This is a genomic window from Mycobacterium gordonae (assembly GCF_001417955.2).
Lineage (GTDB): Bacteria > Actinomycetota > Actinomycetes > Mycobacteriales > Mycobacteriaceae > Mycobacterium > Mycobacterium gordonae_B.
In genome coordinates this window covers 1-20,515 of record NZ_LKTM01000327.1, presented here as the reverse complement: position 1 = coordinate 20,515, position 20,515 = coordinate 1, and the positions used below count along the sequence as shown (strand labels likewise).

General features: G+C 69.5%; 18 protein-coding genes and 1 pseudogene. 11 read left to right on the top strand and 8 right to left on the bottom strand.

Annotation, left to right across the window (positions count from 1 at the left end; all coding sequences use genetic code 11):
- Nucleotide 1: 1 nt before the first annotated feature.
- From AO501_RS22435 to AO501_RS22420, 4 genes are all read left to right on the top strand, one after another.
- Nucleotides 2-1,219, top strand: a complete 1,218-nt coding sequence (locus AO501_RS22435) for a cytochrome P450 (protein WP_055579816.1) — start codon at nucleotides 2-4, stop codon at nucleotides 1,217-1,219.
- Nucleotides 1,220-1,328: 109 nt separating this feature from the next.
- Nucleotides 1,329-2,813 (top strand): aldehyde dehydrogenase family protein, encoded by a 1,485-nt coding sequence (locus tag AO501_RS22430; protein ID WP_055579815.1) that lies wholly within the window; start codon nucleotides 1,329-1,331, stop codon nucleotides 2,811-2,813.
- A 94-nt stretch (nucleotides 2,814-2,907) separates the two neighbouring features.
- Nucleotides 2,908-3,258 (top strand): YciI family protein, encoded by a 351-nt coding sequence (locus tag AO501_RS22425; RefSeq protein ID WP_055579814.1) that lies wholly within the window; start codon nucleotides 2,908-2,910, stop codon nucleotides 3,256-3,258.
- A gap of 11 nt (nucleotides 3,259-3,269) precedes the next feature.
- The gene (locus AO501_RS22420; protein ID WP_231752576.1) at nucleotides 3,270-4,490 is read left to right on the top strand and encodes an RNA polymerase sigma factor; all 1,221 of its coding nucleotides are present in this window, start codon (nucleotides 3,270-3,272) and stop codon (nucleotides 4,488-4,490) included.
- 2 nt (nucleotides 4,491-4,492) lie between these two features.
- Here the strand turns inward: AO501_RS22420 and AO501_RS22415 are convergent, their stop codons facing one another.
- Nucleotides 4,493-5,254 carry an SDR family oxidoreductase gene (locus AO501_RS22415; RefSeq protein ID WP_055579813.1) on the bottom strand — a complete coding sequence of 254 codons (762 nt, stop codon included), beginning with the start codon at nucleotides 5,252-5,254 and terminating at the stop codon, nucleotides 4,493-4,495.
- Entirely contained in the window at nucleotides 5,251-6,069 is an 819-nt protein-coding gene (locus AO501_RS22410; RefSeq protein WP_055579812.1) for a MerR family transcriptional regulator, read from the bottom strand. Before AO501_RS22410 ends, AO501_RS22415 begins: the two co-directional genes overlap by 4 nt.
- A gap of 89 nt (nucleotides 6,070-6,158) precedes the next feature.
- On the opposite strand from AO501_RS22410, the gene AO501_RS22405 reads away from it, so the two are divergent.
- From AO501_RS22405 to AO501_RS22395, 3 genes are all read left to right on the top strand, one after another.
- A complete protein-coding gene (locus AO501_RS22405; protein WP_055579811.1) occupies nucleotides 6,159-6,509 on the top strand; it encodes a nuclear transport factor 2 family protein in 351 nt (116 codons plus the stop codon).
- Between the two features lie 172 nt (nucleotides 6,510-6,681).
- Nucleotides 6,682-7,830 (top strand): thiolase family protein, encoded by a 1,149-nt coding sequence (locus AO501_RS22400; protein ID WP_055579810.1) that lies wholly within the window; start codon nucleotides 6,682-6,684, stop codon nucleotides 7,828-7,830.
- Nucleotides 7,827-8,618, top strand: a complete 792-nt coding sequence (locus AO501_RS22395) for a crotonase/enoyl-CoA hydratase family protein (protein ID WP_055579809.1) — start codon at nucleotides 7,827-7,829, stop codon at nucleotides 8,616-8,618. Before AO501_RS22400 ends, AO501_RS22395 begins: the two co-directional genes overlap by 4 nt.
- A gap of 80 nt (nucleotides 8,619-8,698) precedes the next feature.
- On the opposite strand, the gene AO501_RS22390 is transcribed toward AO501_RS22395, so the two are convergent.
- The 3 genes from AO501_RS22390 to AO501_RS22380 are packed head-to-tail and all read right to left on the bottom strand — an operon-like array spanning nucleotide 8,699 to nucleotide 11,318.
- Nucleotides 8,699-9,715, bottom strand: a complete 1,017-nt coding sequence (locus tag AO501_RS22390; RefSeq protein WP_055579808.1) for an NAD(P)/FAD-dependent oxidoreductase — start codon at nucleotides 9,713-9,715, stop codon at nucleotides 8,699-8,701.
- Nucleotides 9,712-10,221 carry an isoprenylcysteine carboxyl methyltransferase family protein gene (locus AO501_RS22385; RefSeq protein WP_055579807.1) on the bottom strand — a complete coding sequence of 170 codons (510 nt, stop codon included), beginning with the start codon at nucleotides 10,219-10,221 and terminating at the stop codon, nucleotides 9,712-9,714. The genes AO501_RS22390 and AO501_RS22385 overlap by 4 nt, the downstream gene beginning before the upstream one ends.
- Nucleotides 10,215-11,318 (bottom strand): type III polyketide synthase, encoded by a 1,104-nt coding sequence (locus AO501_RS22380; protein WP_055579833.1) that lies wholly within the window; start codon nucleotides 11,316-11,318, stop codon nucleotides 10,215-10,217. The genes AO501_RS22385 and AO501_RS22380 overlap by 7 nt, the downstream gene beginning before the upstream one ends.
- 161 nt (nucleotides 11,319-11,479) lie before the next feature.
- Here AO501_RS22380 and AO501_RS22375 point away from each other — a divergent pair, with 161 nt between their 5' ends.
- A complete protein-coding gene (locus AO501_RS22375; protein ID WP_055579806.1) occupies nucleotides 11,480-12,628 on the top strand; it encodes an NAD(P)H-binding protein in 1,149 nt (382 codons plus the stop codon).
- Nucleotides 12,625-13,350, top strand: a complete 726-nt coding sequence (locus AO501_RS22370; protein ID WP_055579805.1) for a CPBP family intramembrane glutamic endopeptidase — start codon at nucleotides 12,625-12,627, stop codon at nucleotides 13,348-13,350. Before AO501_RS22375 ends, AO501_RS22370 begins: the two co-directional genes overlap by 4 nt.
- Here AO501_RS22370 and AO501_RS22365 read toward each other — a convergent pair whose 3' ends face one another.
- Nucleotides 13,351-14,721 (bottom strand): DUF2867 domain-containing protein, encoded by a 1,371-nt coding sequence (locus tag AO501_RS22365; RefSeq protein ID WP_197419925.1) that lies wholly within the window; start codon nucleotides 14,719-14,721, stop codon nucleotides 13,351-13,353. It abuts the gene before it with no gap.
- 84 nt (nucleotides 14,722-14,805) lie between these two features.
- Nucleotides 14,806-15,618: an enoyl-CoA hydratase gene (locus AO501_RS22360; protein WP_055579803.1), complete on the bottom strand. Its 813-nt coding sequence runs from the start codon at nucleotides 15,616-15,618 to the stop codon at nucleotides 14,806-14,808.
- 86 nt (nucleotides 15,619-15,704) lie between these two features.
- Here AO501_RS22360 and AO501_RS22355 point away from each other — a divergent pair, with 86 nt between their 5' ends.
- Both AO501_RS22355 and AO501_RS22350 read left to right on the top strand, forming a co-directional pair.
- Nucleotides 15,705-16,781: a CaiB/BaiF CoA transferase family protein gene (locus AO501_RS22355; RefSeq protein ID WP_055579802.1), complete on the top strand. Its 1,077-nt coding sequence runs from the start codon at nucleotides 15,705-15,707 to the stop codon at nucleotides 16,779-16,781.
- 44 nt (nucleotides 16,782-16,825) lie between these two features.
- Nucleotides 16,826-17,578 (top strand): 3-hydroxyacyl-CoA dehydrogenase, encoded by a 753-nt coding sequence (locus AO501_RS22350; protein WP_055579801.1) that lies wholly within the window; start codon nucleotides 16,826-16,828, stop codon nucleotides 17,576-17,578.
- A 725-nt stretch (nucleotides 17,579-18,303) separates the two neighbouring features.
- On the opposite strand, the pseudogene AO501_RS40320 reads toward AO501_RS22350, so the two are convergent.
- Nucleotides 18,304-20,425 (bottom strand): annotated as a pseudogene (locus AO501_RS40320) (hypothetical protein); the annotation flags it as partial.
- Nucleotides 20,426-20,515 lie beyond the last annotated feature (90 nt).

The window sequence follows — 20,515 nt, the reverse complement described above, 5'->3', positions numbered from 1 at the left end:
AATGGAACAGCTATTCGACGATCTGGAAGACTTCGGCGCCTTCGACGACGCGATTTCCGGCGACGTGCGCGACCCGTACACCGAGTTGGCCCGGTTGCGCCGCGAGGAACCGGTGCAACGGCTGGAAACCTCTGGCGCGCTGCCGCACGAGGAGTCGCTGCCGATGTTCATCGTGTATCGCCACGAGGACGTCCAGCAGATGCTGCGGGACAACGAGACGTTCTCTTCGGCAGCCGTCATCGCCGCGTTCGGGCCGGTGCTGGGCGAGGGCGTCATGCTCGGGATGGACGAGCCGGTGCACGGCCGGCTGCGGTCATTGGTGTCAAAAGCCTTCTCGCAGAAGTCATTGGCACGCTGGCAGGACGAACTGGTGGCCCGGGTGGCGAACAGCCTGATCGACAACTTCGCCCCCAACGGCAGAGCAGACCTGGTCAAGGAGTTCACCTTCGACTATCCGAGCCGGATCATCGCGGGCCTGCTGGGCCTACCGGAACAGGACTACCCCCAGTTCCAGCGCTGGTCGATCTCGCTGCTGAGTTGGCTGATGAACCCCGAACGCGGGCTGGCGGCCGCGGCGGCGCTGTGCGAGTACTTCGCGCCCATCCTGGAAGCCCGGCGCGCCGAGCCGAAGGATGACCTGATCAGCGCCCTGGCGGCGGCCGAGATCGACGGACAGAAACTGGCCGACGAGGAGATCTTCTCGTTCCTGCGGCTCTTGCTGCCTGCCGGAGTGGAGACGACGTACCGGTCGCTGGGCAGCCTGCTGCTGGCGCTGCTGTCCGATCCCGGGCAACTCGAAGCCATCCGGGCGGACCGGTCGCTGCTGCCGCAGGCGATCGAAGAGGGCGTGCGCTGGGAACCGCCGCTACTCACCATCACCCGGGTGGCCACCCGCGACACCGAACTCGGCGGGGTGGCGATCCCGGCCGGCGCCACGGTGATGCCGATGCTGGGTTCGGCGAACCGTCAGGAGGATCGCTATCCCGATCCCGACCGGTTCGACATCCACCGGCAGGCCAGGGCCCATCTGGGTTGGGGGCACGGCGTCCACGTCTGCCTGGGCATGCACCTGGCGCGCCTGGAGATGCGAACGGCGATCAACCTGCTGCTGGACCGGCTGCCCAACCTGCGGCTGGATCCCGACGCCGACGACCCGCACATCCGGGGGCAGGTGTTCCGGTCGCCGACGTCGGTACCCGTCCTGTTCGATCCTCAGTAGGTCATTGGGTGCTTTCCGGTAAGGCTCACCGTAGAGTTACTGTCTAGCGGGTGGCCGTTTACGTCCCGGCGCTCTCACCAGCGCCTTGTCAATAGAGAGCTGAACAAATATGGCTGACACTGTAAAGGTCCGGTTCGAGCCGAAGATGATGATCGACGGCAAGCTCGTCGACGGCCAGGCCGGCACGTTCACCAACATCAACCCGGCGACCGAGGAGTCCCTCGGTGAGGTTGCCGACGCTTCGAAGGAGGACATGCACCGCGCCATCGACGCCGCCCGGCGCGCCTTCGACGAGACCGACTGGTCGACCAACCGCGAGTTGCGCAAGCGCTGTCTGCTGCAACTGCACGACGCGATCGAGGAAGAGAAGGAGGAGCTGCGCGAGGAGCTCATTCTCGAAGTTGGGTCGCCCCGGGCGATCACCTTCGGGCCGCAGCTGGACGCGCCGCTTCAGGACGGGCTGAGGTACCCGGCCCGGCTGATCGACGACTACCCGTGGGAAACCGATCTCGGCGACCGGGTCATCAGCCTCACCGGCGCCAACACCGCCATCAGGCAGTGGCGGGAGCCGGTGGGTGTGGTCGGCGCGATCGTTCCGTGGAACTTCCCGTTCGAGGTCACGCTGAACAAGCTCGGCCAGGCGCTGGGCACCGGCAACACGGTGGTGCTCAAGCCGGCGCCCAACACCCCGTTCAACGCCACCCGGCTGGGCCGGCTGATCGCCGAGAAGACCGACATCCCGGCCGGCGTCGTCAACGTCGTCACGGCGTCCGATCACTTTGTGGGAGAAGAGCTTACGCTCTCACCCAAGGTCGACCTGATCTCGTTCACCGGCTCGACGGTGGTGGGCAAGCGGATCATGGAAAAGGGCGCCGCGACCATGAAGCGGCTGTTCCTCGAACTGGGCGGCAAGTCGGCCACCATCGTTCTCGAGGACGCGGACTTCGGGCTGGCCTGTGCCATCGGCATCGCGCCGTGCATGCACGCCGGGCAGGGTTGCGCCAATCCGACCCGGATGCTGCTGCCGCGGTCGCGCTACGACGAAGGTGTGGCGATACTGCGGAGCATCTACGAGAACGTCACCTGCGGTGACCCGCAGGACCCCGGAACCCTGTGCGGCCCGGTGATTTCGGAGCGCCAGCGCGACCGGGTCATGGGCTACATCCGCAAGGGCGTCGAAGAAGGGGCCACCGCGCTGGTCGGCGGACCGGACGCGGAAACCGGATTCGACAAGGGATTCTTCGTCCGCCCAACGCTTTTCGTCGACGTCGACAACTCCATGACGATCGCGCAGGAGGAGATCTTCGGCCCGGTGCTCTCGGTCATCCCCTTCGACGACGAGGAGGACGCGATCCGGATTGCCAACGACAGCGTCTACGGTCTGGCCGGCAACGTGATGTCGGGTTCGCTGGAGCACTCGCTGGCGGTGGCGCGGCGGATCAAGGCAGGCTTCATCGGCGTCAACGGCGGTGCGCCGTACGGCGCGGACGTACCGTTCGGTGGCTACAAGCAGAGCGGCGTCGGACGGCAGAACGGCATCGCCGGATTCGACCAGTACACCGAGATCAAGTCGGTGGGCTACCCGGTCGGATAAATTTCGGGCGGGTTTGTCCTATTCGGCCCTGCTTCGTTCGTCCTCTTGGTGAGATCGGGAAATGCCCGGATCATGATCGGTACAGGAGGACACCATGCCGCAATACGCCGCACTCACCTACACCCGGGACGTCGACTGGTCGGCGCCTGAACAGGCCGGTGACATGGCCGAATACATGAAATTCGGTCAGGACCACGGTGCCGCGATCCGCGGCGGCGCCGCGCTCTATCCCACCGGCACCGCCACCACCGTGCGGGTCAGCGGCGCCCGCGGCGGTGACGTGGTCACCAGCGACGGCCCGTACGCCGAGACCAAGGAGGCCCTGACCGGCTTCTACCTGATCGAAGCCGCCGACCTGGACGAGGCGCTGCGCATCGCGGCCGAGATCCCGGCGGCCTGGGACGGGGCCGTCGAAGTGCGGCCCGTGATCGAATTCGGCGGTTAGTCATCCCGTCGGTGACGGATACCGACGCCGCGCTCGCCGAAACCGTCCGGATGGAGGGCACGCGCATTCTGGCGACCCTCATCCGGACGGTCGGCTCGCTGGTTATCGCCGAAGACGCGGTGCAGGAAGCGGCGCTGCGGGCGCTGCGGGAATGGCCCCGCACCGGGGTGCCCGCCGAACCTCGCGCCTGGCTGACCGTGACGGCGCGGCGGGTTGCGATCGATCTGCTGCGCCGCGAAGGCGCCCGGGCGCAGAAGGAGCGTGCCAGCGTGGAACTCACGGTGCCGGACCTGCCGCCCGAGAGTGTGGTGGCCGATGACCGGTTGCGGCTGATCTTCACCTGCTGCCATCCGGCGCTGGCGTTGGACGCCCAGGTGACCCTGGCGCTGCGCACCTTGTGCGGACTCTCGCCGGCGCAGATCGCGGCGGTGCTGTTGACCAGTGAAGCCGCGGTTGCCAAGCGCCTCACCAGGACGCGGAAAAAGATTGCCACCGCGGCGATCCCGTACCGGGTACCGGCCGATGACGAGTTGCCCGCTCGCCTGGCGGCGGTGTGCGCGGTGCTGCACGCGTCCTACACGATCGCGCACACCGCGTCCGGCGGGGACCGGTTGACCGACGTCGACGGCACCCGCGAGGCGCTGCGACTGGCGCGCCTGGTCCACGATCTGATGCCGGACGAGCCCTCACCGATGGCGGTGTTGGCGCTGCAGTTGCTGACCGAATCCCGGCGGGCGGCGCGAGTCGACGAGGCGGGGGAGCCGATCCCGCTGTCTGACCAGGACCGCTCACTGTGGGACGCCGATGCGATCGCCGAAGCGCTTGGGCTGCTCAATGATTCACTGCGCCGCACCGGTGCGGTCGCCGACCCCTACCAGCTGCAGGCCGCGATCGCGGCCGAGCACGCGCGGGCCGCGTCGTATCACGCCACCGACTGGGTCGAGATCGTCCGACTCTACGACCTGCTGATCTCCGTTAGGCCGAGTGGTCCGGCGGCGCTGGCCCGAGCAGTCGCGCTCGCCGAACGAGACGGGCCGGCAGCGGGGTTGCGGGCGCTGGATCAGATTGAGCAGGATCAGCGCTGGCATGCCGTCCGCGGCGAATTGCTCTCTCGCCAAGGCCGATTCGGCGAAGCGGTGGCGGCGACGCAGGCGTCGCTCACCGAGGCGGTCAGCGAGCCCGAGCGCAAGTATCGTCGGCGGCGGATCGCCGAGTGGCAGGCATCCCGCTGAGTTCACACGGTCGGTACGGTGCCGCCGTCGACCACGATGTCGGCACCGACCACCGCGGCCGCGGCATCGGAGACGAGAAAGCCCACGACCGCGGCTACTTCGTCGGGGCGGGCGGGCCGACCGAGAGGAATGCCGCCGAGCGCGTTCATCATCGATTGCAGGGCAGCGTCGCGGTCGCCGTCGCCGGCAGCGGCGATCCGGGTGATGAGATCCTCGGCGGCGGTGGTCTGGATGAACCCCGGCGACACCGTGTTGACGCGAATGCCTTTGGGCGCCAGCTCGTTCGCCAGACCCTTGCTGTACGCGCGCAGCGCGGCCTTGGCCGCGGCGTACCCCAGGGTGCCGTCGAAAAGTGGCATCCTGCTCTGAATCGAGCCGATGTGCACGACGGAACCCGCGCCCGCTTCGATCATCATGGGCAGCAACGCACGGTCCAGGCGGACCGCGGCCAGCAGGTTGAGGTTGAGCTCGTCGGCCCAGTGCCGGTCGTCGAGCGCGGCGAAGCCGCCCGAGGGTGCACCGGATCCGCCTGCCACATGCACCAGGATGTCGAGTCCGCCGCGTTCACGGATCTGAGCCGCCACCTGCTCCACTCCGGCCGCCGCGGACAGGTCCGCGGCGATGAAATCCTCTGTTTCGGGGCCGGGTTGGCGGGCCACCGCGGTGACGCGCACGCCCCGCGAACGCAGCCAGGCGGTGACCGCGGCGCCGGTCCCCTTGGTGCCCCCGGTGACGACCGCGCGCCGGCCCTGCAGCGTGGTCATGCGTCGGCCCGAAAGACCGGCCAGCACAGCAAGGTCGCCCAGTGCGTGGAATCGTCTGTGTCCCAGGAGAACCGGTCGTAGTACTCGCGCAGCGGGCCCTCGATGCTGATCTCGTGGCGGGTCGCGTACTCGCCCAGCGCGCTGTAGTGGACGTCGACGTCGTCGTGCGGACCGTGATGTGAGATGACCACCAATTCGGCTGCCGGAATGGTCATCGGCGTCACCCGCCCGACCGCTCGCACCTCGCCGGCGACCGGGATGAACACGGTCGTCCCGCCCCGGTCGCCGGCGAAGATGTCGAAGTCGAACAAGGCCCCGGGCACCCCGGTCGGCGTGAGCTGACGGTCGGCCTGCACCGTCGCCCGCAACTCGCCCACCGCACCTTGCCACCAGGGCAGCAGATCGTCGCGATCGACGGTCGCGGTGATCGCGGCGGCCGGGGTGTCGGCGACGGTGCGGTGTTCGATCCGCGAATCGCGAGCCGGGGCATCGAGAATGGCCCGTAGCGATTCCACGGCGCTCCGCGTTGCGGCGAGCTGGTCTTCCAGGCGTACCAGGTGAGCGCTGATAAGCGCGTTCCGGTCGGCCGGTGCGGAAACGAGGACGGCGCGAACGTCGGCCAACGGCATCCCGAGGTCGCGTAGCCGTCTTATGACCTGGGCGGTCGGCGCCTGATCGCTGCTGTAGTACCGGTAGCCGGTGGCCGCATCGACACGATGCGGTTCGAGCAACCCGACGTCGTGGTAGTGGCGCAGCGTCTTGACCGGCAACTGCGTCATCCGGGAGAAGTCGCCAATCGATATACCGGAGGTCATCGGCTCATTGTGAAGTCTCCCGTCGCGGGAGAGTCAAGGCCGCCAAACCGCCTTGACTCTCCCGCGGCGTCGGCGTCCACGGTTGGTGCATGACTACGCACACACACTCTGTCGCCCAACGTTATGTCGAAGCCGTCAACGCTTTCAGCATCGACGCCGTGATGCGGACGTTCGCCCCCGACGCGGTCGTCAACGACAACCAGCGCGAATTCGCCGACCCGGAAGCCATCCGCGGCTGGGTGGCCGCGGAGATCGTCGGCGACCGCGTGACCATGGAGGTGCTGGACACCGATGACCGCTCCGGGCTGACCGTACTTCGGGCCCGCTACGACGGTGACTTCGACAAGACGGGCCTACCCGACGAACTGGTCCTCACCAACTACCTCGTCGCTCGAGACGATCTGATCACCGGCCTGTTCATCGTCTTCAATCGCGACTGAACGCGCGTCGGTCTCGAGCGGTTGCGCGAGGAGTTCGGGAAGGTCGGGCCGCCGGCGCTGCCACCGGGCCGGATACATACGGTTCTGTGGCTAAACGGCACCCCGCCCCGCGCCCTCCCAACCGGATGGTTGACAATCTAACTAAATACGTTTTGTCAAAGGAGACATACTCATGGCTGAAGCAGTCATCGTCGAGGCAGTACGTTCGGCCGTCGGCAAGCGCAACGGCGGTCTGTCCGGGGTGCACCCCGCCGACCTGTCTGCGCAGGTCCTCAATGGTTTGGTCACCAAAGCCGGCGTCGACCCCGAACTCGTCGACGACGTCATCTGGGGCTGCGTGATGCAGGCCGGTGAGCAGGCTCTCGACATCGGCCGCACCGCGTTGCTGGCCGCAGGCTGGCCCGAGACCGTGCCCGGCGTGACCGTGGACCGCCAGTGCGGTTCCAGCCAGCAGTCGGTGCACTTTGCCGCGGCCGGCGTGATTGCCGGTCACTACGACGTGGTTGTCGCCGGCGGCGTCGAGTCCATGTCACGCACTCCGATGGGCGCGTCCCTGGCCAACGGCGGCCGGCCCTACCCCGAAAGTTTCCTGACCCGCTACGAGGGCAAGATCCCAAACCAGGGCATCGGCGCGGAGATGATCGCCGAGCAGTGGGGATTCTCCCGTCTCGACCTGGACCAGTTCTCCCTGGACTCTCACGAAAAGGCCGCTGCCGCACAGGATGCCGGTGCTTTTGACGACCAGATCGTCGCCATCAAGGATTCCGAGGGCAACGTCGTGCTGAAGGATGAGGGAATCCGCCGCGGCACCCCGATGGAGAAGATGGCCTCGCTGAAGCCGGCGTTCAAGGAGGACGGCGTGATCCACGCGGGCAACTCCTCGCAGATCTCCGACGGTTCGGCCGCGCTGCTGTTCATGTCCGCCGAGAAGGCCAAGGAACTGGGCATGAAGCCCATCGCCAAGGTGCACACGGCAACGCTGGCCGGGGCGGACCCGGTGATCATGCTGACCGCGCCCATCCCGGCCACCCAGAAGGTGCTCAAGCGCTCCGGCCTGTCGATCGGTGACATCGGCGCCTACGAGGTCAACGAGGCGTTCGCGCCCGTTCCGCTGGCCTGGCTGAAAGACATCGGCGCCGACGAAAGCAAGCTGAACCCCAACGGTGGGGCGATCGCGCTCGGTCACCCGCTCGGCGGCTCCGGTGCCCGCATCATGACCACACTGCTGTACCACATGCGGGACAAGGGAATTCAGTACGGCCTGCAGACCATGTGCGAGGGCGGCGGACAGGCCAACGCCACCATCCTGGAGCTGCTATGACGGATGCGCCCGGCGCCCTTGTCGAGCGCCGCGGCAATGTCATGATCATCACCATCAACCGGCCCGAAGCACGCAACGCGGTCAACGGCGCGGTCAGCATTGGAGTCGGGAACGCGCTGGCGGAAGCCCAGCTCGATCCCGACGTTCGGGCGGTGGTGATCACCGGCGCAGGCGACAAGTCGTTCTGCGCCGGCGCGGACCTCAAGGCGATCTCGCGGCGGGAGAACATCTACCACCCGGACCGTCCGGAGTGGGGCTTCGCCGGCTATGTGCACCACTTCATCGACAAGCCCACCATCGCGGCGGTCAACGGGACCGCGCTGGGCGGCGGCACCGAGTTGGCGCTGGCCAGTGACCTGGTGGTGGCCGACGAGCGCGCGCAGTTCGGGCTGCCGGAGGTCAAGCGCGGGTTGATCGCCGCCGCCGGTGGTGTGTTCCGGATCATGGACCAGCTGCCGCACAAGGTCGCGATGGAGTTGCTGCTGACCGGCGAACCACTCACGGCATCCGACGCCTACGAGTGGGGCCTGATCAACCAGGTGGTCAAGGAGGGTTCGGTGCTCGATGCCGCCCTGACGCTGGCCGCGCGGGTGACGGGTAATGCGCCGTTGTCGGTGCAGGCCAGCAAGCGCATCGCCTACGGCGTCGACGAGGGTGTGATCACCGCCGAGGAAGTCGGCTGGGACCGCACCATGCGCGAAATGCGTTCGCTGATCAGGTCAGAGGACGCCCGCGAAGGCCCGTTGGCGTTCGCCGAGAAGCGCGACCCGGTCTGGAAAGCGCGCTAGCTAACCCCCGCTGAGCAGACGCAAAATCGCCCATTTCGTGCACGAAATGGGCGATTTTGCGTCTGCTCGCGGGGGAAGGGTCACGACGCCAGGACGTTGACGCCCCACTGGAACAAGGGCGGCAACGCGGCGCACGCCGGCACCAGGGCGCGGCGCACCGGGCGGGGAGTGCTGGCCAGCACCAGACCGCGGGTGAGCAGCCGGTAGTCGCGGGTCACCTTGTGCCAGGCTCGTTCGTAGGCCTGCGGCGTGCCGTCGACGAGGGCCCCGACCGCGGCGGCAGCCTGCTTGACGGCGAGGCTGATGCCTTCCCCGGTCAGCGCGTCCTCGTAGCCGGCGGCGTCGCCGACCAGCAGCACCCGGCCGGCCACCCGGCGCGAGACCACCTGGCGCAGCGGGCCGCAACCGCGCGCCGGCGTCCGGTCGGCGCCGTCCAAATGCTCTGCCAGCCAAGGGAACCAGCCGAGTTCGGGACGCTGGCGGGACAGGATCGCCACACCCACCAGATCGGGTTCCACCGGCGTCACGTACGCCTCGCCCCACCGCGACCAGTGCACTTCGACGAACTCCGACCAGGCCGGAACCCGGTAGTGCCAGCGCAGTCCGTGCCGGCGCGGTGTCCCGCGCGTCGCGGCGATCCCGACGGCCCGCCGCACCGTCGAATGCAGTCCATCGGCGCCCACCAGCCACCTGGTCCGGACGCCCGCAGCCGACACGCCGTGCGCGTCCTGCTCGACCGCGTTGACCTTCGTCCGAATCCATTCGGTGTCAACCTCTTTCGCGCGCGCCTCCAGCGCCGCGTGCAGTGTGGTACGTCGCACCCCCCGGCCCGGACCGGTGCGGAACAGCGCCTCGGCCCGGCGATGTTCACTGGCATAAGCGATTCCGCGGAACGGCATCCCGGCCGGATCGACACCGAGGGAGGTCAGTTCGGCCAGCCCGCCGGGCATCAGACCTTCCCCGCACGCCTTGTCGATGGGGCCTTCCCGCGGCTCGGCCACGATCACCGAAAGCCCTTGCCCGCGTGCGTGCAACGCGGTGGCCAGCCCGCCGGGTCCGCCCCCGACCACCAGCAGATCGGCGTCGTAATCCGTCATGCGTAGCCCAGCACCGAGTTCTCGACCCGCAACCGGACCGTCAACAACGCGGCGTTGGCCACCGTGAAGATGACCGCGGTCAGCCAAGCGGTGTGCACCATCGGCAACGCGACGCCTTCGACCACCACCGCAACATAATTCGGGTGGTGCAGGAACCGGTAGGGCCCCTTCTTCACCAGAGGTTCGTGCGGTAGCACGATCACCCGGGTGTTCCACCGCTTGCCCAGCGACGTGATGCACCACCAGCGCAGACCCTGACAGAGGGCTAATACAGCCACCATCGACCAGCCCAGCCACGGGATGAACGGACGGTGCAGCGCCCAGGGTTCGACCAGGCAGCCCACCAACAGAGCGGTGTGCAGAACGACCATGACGACGTAGTGGGGCTGGCCGAACTCTTTGCCGCCCTGGGCAAATGACCATTTCGCGTTACGCCGCGACACCACCAGCTCGGCGAGGCGTTCGAGCACCACCGCCAGGATCAGCAGGTAATACGGTCCTACCATTGGAGCAGCACCAATTCCGAGCAGAACGCCGGCCCCATCGCGATCATCAGCCCGACCGAACCGGCCGGCGGCGGATCGTCCATATTGGCGGCAAGCACGTCCAGCACCGACACCGACGAGAGATTGCCGTTGCTGCGCAAGGACTTTCGAGTGTGATCCAGGGCGTCGCCGGGCAGTCCCAGGCCCTTTTCCACGGCTTCGATCACCCGGGGCCCGCCGGGGTGGCAGACCCAGGTGGACACGTCCCCGGGCGTCAACCCGTGGTCGGCGAGGAACGTGCGCACGTCTTCGCCGAGGTATTTCTCGGCCACCGTCGCCACATCGGCCGACAGCACGATCTGGAATCCGTCACTGCCGATCTTCCAGCCCATCACCTCTTCGGTGTCGGGGTAGATGCGGCTGCGGGTGGCCAGCACGCTCGGGCCGTGAGTGGCCCGACCGGAAGCACAGTGGGCGCCGGTCGCCACCACGGCGGCCGCGCCGTCACCGAACAGACTGGATGCCACAAGATTGGCCACGGAGTTATCTTCGCGCTGAATGGTCAGAGAACATAACTCGACCGCCAACAGCACGCCTACCTGGTCCGGAAAAGCGCGCAGATAGTCGTGCATCCGTGCCACGCCGGCCGCGCCGGCCACACACCCGAGGCCGAACAGCGGAACACGTTTGACGTCCTGGCGCAGTCCCACCCGTCTGGCCAGTCGCGCTTCCAGCGTCGGCACCGCCAGTCCGGTGACGGTCGTCGAGAAGACGATGTCGACCTCCGACGGGCGCACCCCGGCCCGGTCCAGCGCCCGGAGCAGCGCCTGTTCGGCCAGTTCCAGCGCCACCCCGATAAAAGCGTCATTGGCCTCGCTGAAGCCGCTCAGGTCTGCGTAGCGCGACAGCGGCAGCGCGGTGTGGCGTGACTCGACTCCGCTGCTCAGCGCGAAACGCCGGAATTCCGGGCCGGCGAAATCGGTGAGTGCGGCGATGGTGTCCTCCTGGCTGTTGAGGTGCTGTGGAAACTGCACAGCTACCCCTGCCACGGACGGCGTGTTCTCGGCAACTGGTGTCTGCGCACCTGGTGCCGAATTTCCCCCTGAAGTGATGTTCATGTAGCGAGTCACGGTGTCGCCGCGGGGGCGGTTCACCAAGGGGTTGACCTGCACCGATTTGCCGACGCCCCGGTTGGGGTACCTGACTGGGGACACTTGCCCTGCAACGTGGGGCTTTTGGCCCTTTGAGGGTCCCCGAACGCGACAGTTAGGTTGGAAACATGCGGATTCTGGTGACAGGCGCCACTGGCTATGTGGGTTCACGCCTGGTCACGGCGCTGCTGGCGGACGACCACGAGGTGGTGGCCGCCAGCCGAAATCCTAATAGCCTCAAGCGCTTTGGATGGTCGGACGACGTTAAAACGGTCAAGCTGGACGCGGCGGATCCCGCGTCGGTACGCGCGGCCTTCGAGGCGGCCGGGCAGGTCGAGGTGGTGTATTACCTGGTGCACGGGATCGGCCAGGCCAACTTCCGCGAGGCCGACAACGCCGCCGCCGCCAACGTCGCCGCGGCGGCCCGCGATGCCGGCGTCCGCCGGATCGTCTACCTGGGTGGATTCGTGCCCGACGACGGAGAGCTGTCCGAACACCTGACCAGCCGGGCCGAGGTGGCCGAGTCTCTGATGGTCGAGAACGGTCCGGAGCTGGTGTGGCTGGGGGCGGCCCTGATCATCGGGGCAGGGTCGACGTCGTTCGAGATCCTGCGTTACGTCGGCGACCGGTTCCCGGTCATGCCGATGCCGAGCTGGATGCATAACCCCCTCGACCCGATCTCCATCCGCGATGTCCTGCACTACCTGGTGGCCGCGGCCGACCCGGACGTGGTTCCGGCCGGCGCCTACGACATCAGCGGCCCGGAGAGCACGTCATACCGGGACCTGCTCAAGAGATACGCCCGTATCTCCGGTCGCTGGCACGCCGCGTGTCGCGTGCCCGGCATCGACACCTCGATGGCGTCACTGTTCGCCGCGATAGCGCTCCCGGTGCCCAGCAGCCTGGCGGGGGACCTGGTGGAGTCGCTGGACCATCCGATGCGTGCGTCGGGCAGCGGGCTGCAGGGCAAGGTGCCGGACCCGCTGGGCGGATTGCTCGGCATCGACGAGTCGATCTCGCTGGCCCTGAGCGGTCACACCGAGCACCCGCCCCGGCCGGTCAGCGAGCTCGCCGACCCCCATCACCTCGCCGACACCGATCCGATCTGGGCGGGCGGCGACGCCTTGCGGATCCGCCGTCTCGCCCGGACCGTCACGCCGCCGATCGTGCGGCCCACCCTGCGACTGGTTAACATCGTCCCCGGCCCCCTTGCCGGTGCGTTGCGTACCAGCCTGGACATCCTGCTAACGCTCACCCCGAGGATCCGCACGGCATGACCCAAACCGCCACACCCAACCGCCCCAGCGCCTTCCAAGAGATTCGCCGCGCGATGGTCAATGTCGCCGTGCCGCATCATGAACCGCCGGGCGTCGTGCTGCGCCGCCGCATCGTCGTCGCGATCACGCTGGTGCTCGGTGCCGCGATCCTGGGTGTCTCGCTGCGGACCCGGCCCGGCGAGGCCAGCTTCTACTGGCTGACGCTGTCGCTGGCGGCGGTGTGGTTGCTCGGCGCGTTCGCATCGGGCCCGCTCCACCTGGGTGGGATCTGCTGGCGCGGCCGCAACCAGCGCCCGGTCATCACCGGCACCACGATCGGCCTCATCCTCGGCGGCATCTTCGTGGTCGGCGGCCTGATCGTCCGCGAGATCCAGCCGATCGACGAGTGGATCACCCGCGTGCTGCAGTACGCCCACCAGGGACCGTTCCTGCTGATCGTGCTGATCACGGTGGTCAACGGGGTCACCGAAGAGGTGTTCTTCCGCGGCGCCCTCTACACCGCGCTGGGCCGCCACCATCCGGTGGCCATCTCCACGGTGTTGTACGTCGCCGCGACCATGGCCAGCGGGAACCCGATGCTCGGCTTCGCCGGAGTGATCCTGGGCACCGTCAACGCGTTGTCGCGGCGCGCCACCGGCGGCATCCTCGCCCCCATGCTGACCCACTTCGTCTGGGGACTGATCATGGTGCTGGCACTGCCACCGATGTTCGGCGTCCTGTAGCTACAGGTCAGCCACGACGTCGCGCGCCAGCTTACGAAGCTCGGCGGTGTGCAGCGGGCGGAACAGGAGCCAGTACAACCGCCCCGGGATGCCGCGCGGGTAGAAAATCGCCCGCTGCCGGTACTCGGTGGCACCGTCCGGGCGGGGCGTCGACGTCACCTCCAGCCACGCCTGTCCCGGGGCGCGCACCTCGGCCCGCAGCCGCAGTTCAGTGCCCGGCTCGCTCTCCGCAACGCTCCACCGGGTCGCCGAGTGGCGCCGGCGCGGCGCCAGCGGGAACGAGTACCACCGGCCCCGGTTGGCGGCGCTCTCCGCCGCTTTCCACAGCGCGTCGGGCCCGGCCGAGGTCGTGGCGGTCTGCACGTCGTTGAAGATGATCTCGCCGGCCCAGTCCGGGTCGCTGGGCAACAGCTCGGCCGGTTCGGACTCCAGGGAGTCCCAGGTGGGATCCGGCAAGCCGGCGAACGCCCGGTTCAGGGCCACGGCGACCGCGCGCCGATAGCCCATCAGCCCGCCCGGAGGTCGTTCGATGATCGAATCGATGTCGGAGTTGTGCATCACGGCGTCACACTCCAGCGACTCGATCAGCGGCCGCGCCAGCCCCGGCGGGATCGGCGTCACGGTGCCCACCCACAGACTCGCGATCGTCGGCGTCAGGAACGGCAGCACGATCAGGTAGCGCTTGTGCAGACGCGCCACCTCGGCGTAGATCCGCATCATGTCGCCGTACTCGAGCACGTCCGGTCCGCCGATGTCCCAGGTGCGCGACGACGGCACCGGCACCGTCGCGGCGGCGACGAGGTAGTACAGCACGTCGCGCACCGCGATCGGCTGGATCTTGTTGTGCACCCACTTCGGGGTGGTCATCACCGGCAGCCGGTCGGTGAGGTGCCGGATCATCTCGAACGAGGCGCTGCCGGACCCGACGACCACGCCGGCCTGCAGCACCACGGTCTCGATCCCGGACTCGATCAAGTGGTCGCCCACCGCCTTGCGCGAGCGCAGGTGCGGGGAGAGTTCTTTGTCCTCCGGGTGCAGGCCGCTCAGGTAGACGATGCGGCGCACCCCGGCCCTGCGCGCGGCCGTCACGACGTTGCGCACCGCTCGTTCTTCCTCGGCGGCGAAATCCTTTGCGCCGCCGCCCATCGAGTGCACCAGGTAGTAGACGACGTCGATCCCGTCGAACGCCTCGATGAGGGAATCGACATCGCCGAGGTCACCGCGCGCCACCTCGACGTCCGGCCGCCACGGCACACCGTCCAACTTGCCGGGATTGCGTGCCAGCGCGCGCACGCGATGGCCCTCGTCGAGAAGGCGCGGCACCAGGCGGGCGCCGATGTAACCGGTTGCTCCGGTCACCAAACAATGCATCGATTCAGCCGGCACAGCACCCCGTTCGTTCACGTTGATCAATTATTCGGAGTAGACGCGAGAACGGATTGGTAATCCTGAAACTCAGGAGTCGGTGAAATTGGGAGCGCGACGTTCCTGGAACGCTCGGGTCCCCTCTTTGAAGTCGGGCGCCTGCAACAGGCCGCGTTGTCCCTCGAACTCGCGCTCGAGAGTGGGATTGAGTTCGGTGAGGGTGGCGGCGTTGATCGCGGCCTTGGTTTTGGCGAACGCCACGGCGGGGCCGGTCAGCAACCTCGAGACCACCTTGTCCACTTCGGCATCGAAGTCGTCGGCCGGATAGACCGCGCTCACCAGGCCCCAGGACAGCGCCTCTGCCGCGGTGAGCCGCTCGGGCAGCAACGCCATCCGCAGGGCCCTGATCCGGCCGACCGCGGCGGCCACCAGAGCCGACGCGCCGCCGTCGGGCATCAACCCGATCTTGGTGAACGCGAGCATGAAAAACGCCTTCTCCGAAGCCAATACGACGTCACAGGACAGGGCGATGGATACGCCGACGCCGGCCGCCGGTCCCTGCACGACGGCAACCACGGGCCGCGGCAGCGCGGTGATCGACCGGACCAGACGGTTGATCTCCAGGATGATCTCGTCCGGCGGGACCCCGCCGCCGCTGGTCATGTCGTCGGCGCTGATGCCGGCTCCGGAACTGAAGCCGCGACCGGCGCCGCCGAGGCGGACCACCCGCACCGCGGGATCGGTGGCGGCGGCCTCCATCGCGTCGGCGAGACCGGTGATGACCGGGATGATCAGCGAGTTGAGGCTGTCGGGTCGGTTGATCGTCAACGACAGCACGCCGTCGGTCAGCTCGACGTCGAGGCCCGCGACGGGGGCGAGAGCGGCGATTCCGGATTTGGACATGCGATTCACATTAGGGGAAGGGGGTCTGCGAAGATGCAATCAACCGGTTGTTAGGGCGTCAGAGCGGACGAAAGGTCGGTGCACCCATGGCGGGTCCCCTGAGTGGTTTACGTGTTGTCGAACTGGCGGGGATCGGGCCCGGCCCGCACGCGGCCATGATCCTGGGTGACCTCGGTGCCGATGTGGTCCGGGTGGACCGCCCCGGTCCCAGTGGTCCGGTCAAGGACGCGATGAGCCGCAACCGGCGCATCGTCACCGCCGACCTGAAGTCGGCCGAGGGCCGGGACCTGGTACTCAAGCTGATTGCCAAGGCGGACGTGCTGATCGAGGGTTACCGCCCAGGGGTCACCGAGCGGCTCGGTCTGGGTCCCGCGGACTGCGCAAAGGTCAACGAGCGCCTGATCTACGGGCGGATGACGGGCTGGGGCCAGACCGGTCCCCGCAGCCAGCAGGCCGGCCACGACATCAACTACATCTCGCTCAACGGCATCCTGCACTCCATCGGCCGGGCGGGGGAGCGGCCGGTGCCGCCGCTGAACCTGGCCGGCGACTTCGGTGGCGGCTCGATGTTCCTGCTGCTCGGCATCCTGTCTGCCCTGTGGGAGCGGCAGACGTCGGGCAAGGGGCAGGTTGTCGACGCGGCGATGGTCGACGGCTCCAGCGTGCTGGTGCAGATGATGTGGCAGATGCGGGCCTCGGGCCTGTGGACGGATGCGCGCGGCACCAACATGCTCGACGGCGGCGCGCCCTACTACGACACCTACGAGTGCGCCGACGGCCGTTACGTCGCCGTCGGCGCCATCGAACCGCAGTTCTACGCCGCGATGATTCAGGGCCTGGGACTGGACGCGGCCAGCCTGCCGCCGCAGAACGACGTCGCACGCTGGCCCGAGTTGCGCGCGCTCCTGGTCGAAGCGTTCGGCAGCCGCGACCGCGACCACTGGGCCAAGGTGTTCGCCGACTCGGACGCGTGCGTGACACCGGTGCTGGCGTTCGGCGAGGCCAACACCGAACCACACATCGCCGAGCGCAACACGTTGTACGAGGTCAACGGCCATCTGCAGCCGATGCCGGCCCCGCGTTTCTCCCGCACCCCGGCCGATACGCCGCACCCGGCGCAAGCGGTGGGGGACATCGAAGCGGTGCTGACGGACTGGGTATAGTCCCAACCAACCAGTAGGTTGGGCGAACGGAAGGGGTAGTTGGCGTGGAGATCAGGGACGCCGTCGCAGTCGTCACCGGGGGAGCTTCGGGCTTGGGCCTGGCCACCACGAAGCGGCTGCTCGATGCCGGGGCGCAGGTCGTGGTGCTGGATCTGCGGGGTGAGGAAGCGGTCGCCGAGCTCGGTGACCGGGCGCATTTCGCGCAGACCGACGTCACCGACGAGGACGGGGTTGCCAAGGCTCTGGACCTGGCCGAGTCTCTGGGCCCGGTGCGCATCAACGTCAACTGCGCCGGGATCGGAAACGCCATCAAGACCCTGTCCAAGGACGGACCGTTCCCGCTCAAGGGCTTCAAGAAGGTGGTCGAGGTCAACCTGATCGGCACCTTCAACGTGCTGCGCCTGGCGGCCGAGCGGATCGCCAAGACGGAGCCGGTGGGTGAAGAGCGGGGCGTGATCGTCAACACCGCGTCGGTCGCGGCGTTCGACGGGCAGATCGGCCAGGCCGCCTATTCCGCCTCCAAGGGCGGAGTGGTGGGTATGACGCTGCCGATTGCCCGCGACCTCTCGCGCGAACTCATTCGGGTGGTGACGATCGCGCCGGGGCTGTTCAAGACCCCGCTGCTGGGCTCGCTTCCCGAGGAGGCGCAGAAGTCGCTGGGCAAGCAGGTTCCGCATCCGGCGCGGCTGGGCGACCCGGACGAGTACGGCGCGCTGGCCGTGCACATCATCGAGAACCCGATGCTCAACGGCGAGGTGATCCGCCTGGACGGCGCCATCCGGATGGCGCCGCGCTAGGTCCGGATGGCTCCCCGCTAGGACGGTCAGCCGGAGTTTCCGCCGTCCCCTCCGCGGCCGCCTGCGCCGCCGGCACCCTGGTTGTTGCCCGGGTGCCCGGTGCCGCCGTTTGAGCCCTGCTCGCCGGGATCGTTGCCGGTGGCACCGCCGTTGCCGCCGCGGCCGCCGTTGCCGCCGGTGCCGCCGGCTCCTTGCCCGTTGCTGACCAGCCCTTGTCCGCCGCGTCCGCCGTCGCCTCCTGCGCCACCGGTGCCACCGGTGGTGCCGCCGCTGCCGTTGCCGGCGTTGCCGGCGTCCCCGCCGTCGCCGCCGTTTCCACCTGCGGCTCCGTTGCCGCCGGTACCGCCGGCGCCGCCGAAGCCGCCCTGCCCGGCGTAGAAGGCGGTGCCGCTGTCGGCGCCCTTGCCGCCGTTGCCGCCTCGGCCGCCGTCCCCGCCGAAGCCGGACGTGTCGTAGCCCCCGTTACCGGCAAAGCCGCCGTTGCCGCCCTTGCCGCCTTGGCCGCCCGACGGTGAGCTGAATCCGCCCGTGGTCTTCTCGCCCGCGTCGCCACCCCGTCCGGCATTGCCGCCGACGCCGCCGTTGCCGGCGAAGGACCCGTCTCCGCCGGTTCCGCCGTTACCGCCGTTCCCGCCGTCGCCGCCCTCCTGGTTCTGCACGCCGTCGCTGCCGGCGCCGCCCTGGCCGCCGTTGCCGGCGTTGCCGCCGGTGTGGTTCGGGCTGGCACCGCCGTTGCCCCCGGTGCCGCCGTCGCCACCGGAGGAGCCGAAACCGCCTCCGGCGGCGCCGTTTCCGCCGTTTCCGCCGTTTCCGCCGTTCGCGGCCGAACTGCTGCCGCCGTTTCCGCCGGCGCCGCCGTTGGCGCCATGGGCGCCGAGGTCGCTCTGGCCGGCGTTCCCGCCGTTGCCGCCGTCGCCACCACGCCCGCCCGTGCTGCTTCCACCGTCGCCGCCCCGACCGCCGGAGGCCGAGTTGCCCCCGGCGCCTCCGCCGCCTCCGTCGCCGCCGGGTCCGGGGCCGCTGCCGCCGGTGCCGCCGTCGCCACCGATGCCGCCCTGGCCGCCGCGGCCCTGGCCACCCTGACCGCCGATGCCGCCGGTGCCGCCGGCGCCGTTCGTGCCGCTGGTACCCGTGCCGCCGGTGCCGCCGGTGCCGCCCGCGCCGCCGGCGCCCCCGAAGCCTTCGATGTTGCCGCCGCCCAGACCACCGGCGCCGCCGTCACCGCCATTCGCGCCGACCACTCCGCTGCCACCCTGGCCGCCGCCGCCACCGGTACCGCCGGCGCCGCCGGTGCCGGCGGCGCCACCGCCGGCACCTCCGACGCCGCCGGCGCCGCCAGTACCGCCCTTGAAGGTGGTGCTGCCGGTGGTTCCGTCACTGCCCCTGCTCAGCCGCGCCGCCGCTGCCGGCTGTCCCCGCCGTTCCCGCATTGCCACCGTTGCCACCGTTGCCGCCGGTGCCGCCATTGACACCGGTGTTGATGGCGTCGCCGGGAGCGCCGGTGACAGAGGTTGCCCCGGTCGCGCCGTTGCCGCCGTTGCCGGGCGCACCGCCTGACGCGCCGTTACCCCCGTTGCCGCCATTTCCTCGGATGCCGTCATTGCCGGCCGCCGACAGCGCCTTGCCTCCGAGGCCGCCGTCGCCGCCGGCGCCCCCGTTGCCGCCGGACCCCCCGTTGCCGCCGGCCTGCCCGCCGGCACCCGGTGAGCCGCCGTCGGCTCCGCGAGCACCCGTGCCCCCGACGCCTCCGTCGCCGCCCTTGCCGCCCCGGCCGCCGTTGCCGCCGTCGCCGCCGTCGGTGCCGCCGTGACCACCGGCACCACCGCTGCCGCCGGCGCCGCCGTTGCTTCCGGCGCCGCCGGTCGCGCCGGGTGTCACGGCCGGGTCACCCGCCGCTCCGTTCGCGCCGTTGCCCCCGTTGCCGCCGTTGCCGCCACTTGCGGTGCTCAACCCGGCGAACCCGTCAGCGCCGGTCGTCGAGCCTTTTCCACCGGCCCCGCCGGCGCCACCGGCCCCCGCATCGCCGCCGGCGCCACCCGCGCCGCCGTTGCCGTTATTGGTGGTGACGGTGCCGTTTGCGCCGTTACCGCCGTCACCCGGGGCGCCACCGGCGCCACCGTTGCCGCCGGCCCCGCCGGTCCCGCGGGTCCCATTGTGGCCGGAGGAAGCCAGGGCCGAGCCGCCGCTGCCGCCGTTGCCACCCGAACCGCCGGACCCGCCGGCTCCGCCGTCCCCGCCGGACTGACCGTCGGCACCCAGGACGCTGGCGTTGGAACCCTTGACTCCGTTGCCACCGTTTCCGCCGGGGCCGCCTTTGCCGCCGGCCCCGCCCTGACCTCCGTTACCGCCGTCGGTTCCACCGTGACCGCCATTGCCGCCGTCACCGCCGGTCCCACCGGAGCCGCCGTCCCCGCCGGACACTCCGGAGCTCGATGGCGAGGAGCCGGTCGTTCCCGCGGCACCGTTGCCGCCCTTGCCTCCGTTGCCGCCGTTGGCGATGCTCTGTCCGGCCGCACCGTTGGCGCCGCTTGTCGACCCGGAGCCCCCGGTGCCGCCCGTGCCGGCGAGGCCGGCGTTGCCACCATTGCCGCCGGTGCCGCCGTTACCGTTATTGAATCCGGCGACGCCGTCAGTGCCGTTCCCGCCGTCGCCCGGCGTTCCGCCGTTGCCGCCGGCGCCACCGTTACCACCCGCGCCGCGGGCCCCGGTGTGTCCGGACGGAGAAAGGGCGGTGCCACCCGCGCCTCCACTGCCGCCGATCCCGCCGGCGCCGCCGTGGCCGCCGTCGCCGCCGGACTGGCCGTCGGCACCCGGCGCCGTCGCGTTGGCGCCGGTGGTGCCGTTGCCGCCCGTTCCACCGCGGCCCCCGCTGCCTCCCCTGCCGCCGGCGCTTCTCCCTCCACGACGGGCACCTCCGGCGGCGCGGGAGCCAACGGC

Excerpts from the sequence above, each read along its gene's own strand:
- AO501_RS22355 (WP_055579802.1), top strand. The coding sequence starts at position 15,705 with ATGGCGGGTCCCCTGAGTGGTTTACGTGTTGTCGAACTGGCGGGGATC.
- AO501_RS22425 (WP_055579814.1), top strand. The coding sequence starts at position 2,908 with ATGCCGCAATACGCCGCACTCACCTACACCCGGGACGTCGACTGGTCG.
- AO501_RS22400 (WP_055579810.1), top strand. The coding sequence starts at position 6,682 with ATGGCTGAAGCAGTCATCGTCGAGGCAGTACGTTCGGCCGTCGGCAAG.
- AO501_RS22410 (WP_055579812.1), bottom strand. The coding sequence starts at position 6,069 with ATGACCTCCGGTATATCGATTGGCGACTTCTCCCGGATGACGCAGTTG.
- AO501_RS22390 (WP_055579808.1), bottom strand. The coding sequence starts at position 9,715 with ATGACGGATTACGACGCCGATCTGCTGGTGGTCGGGGGCGGACCCGGC.
- AO501_RS22430 (WP_055579815.1), top strand. The coding sequence starts at position 1,329 with ATGGCTGACACTGTAAAGGTCCGGTTCGAGCCGAAGATGATGATCGAC.
- AO501_RS22415 (WP_055579813.1), bottom strand. The coding sequence starts at position 5,254 with ATGACCACGCTGCAGGGCCGGCGCGCGGTCGTCACCGGGGGCACCAAG.
- AO501_RS22365 (WP_197419925.1), bottom strand. The coding sequence starts at position 14,721 with ATGCATTGTTTGGTGACCGGAGCAACCGGTTACATCGGCGCCCGCCTG.
- AO501_RS22385 (WP_055579807.1), bottom strand. The coding sequence starts at position 10,221 with ATGGTAGGACCGTATTACCTGCTGATCCTGGCGGTGGTGCTCGAACGC.
- AO501_RS22380 (WP_055579833.1), bottom strand. The coding sequence starts at position 11,318 with ATGAACATCACTTCAGGGGGAAATTCGGCACCAGGTGCGCAGACACCA.
- AO501_RS22375 (WP_055579806.1), top strand. The coding sequence starts at position 11,480 with ATGCGGATTCTGGTGACAGGCGCCACTGGCTATGTGGGTTCACGCCTG.
- AO501_RS22435 (WP_055579816.1), top strand. The coding sequence starts at position 2 with ATGGAACAGCTATTCGACGATCTGGAAGACTTCGGCGCCTTCGACGAC.
- AO501_RS22405 (WP_055579811.1), top strand. The coding sequence starts at position 6,159 with ATGACTACGCACACACACTCTGTCGCCCAACGTTATGTCGAAGCCGTC.
- AO501_RS22370 (WP_055579805.1), top strand. The coding sequence starts at position 12,625 with ATGACCCAAACCGCCACACCCAACCGCCCCAGCGCCTTCCAAGAGATT.
- AO501_RS22395 (WP_055579809.1), top strand. The coding sequence starts at position 7,827 with ATGACGGATGCGCCCGGCGCCCTTGTCGAGCGCCGCGGCAATGTCATG.
- AO501_RS22360 (WP_055579803.1), bottom strand. The coding sequence starts at position 15,618 with ATGTCCAAATCCGGAATCGCCGCTCTCGCCCCCGTCGCGGGCCTCGAC.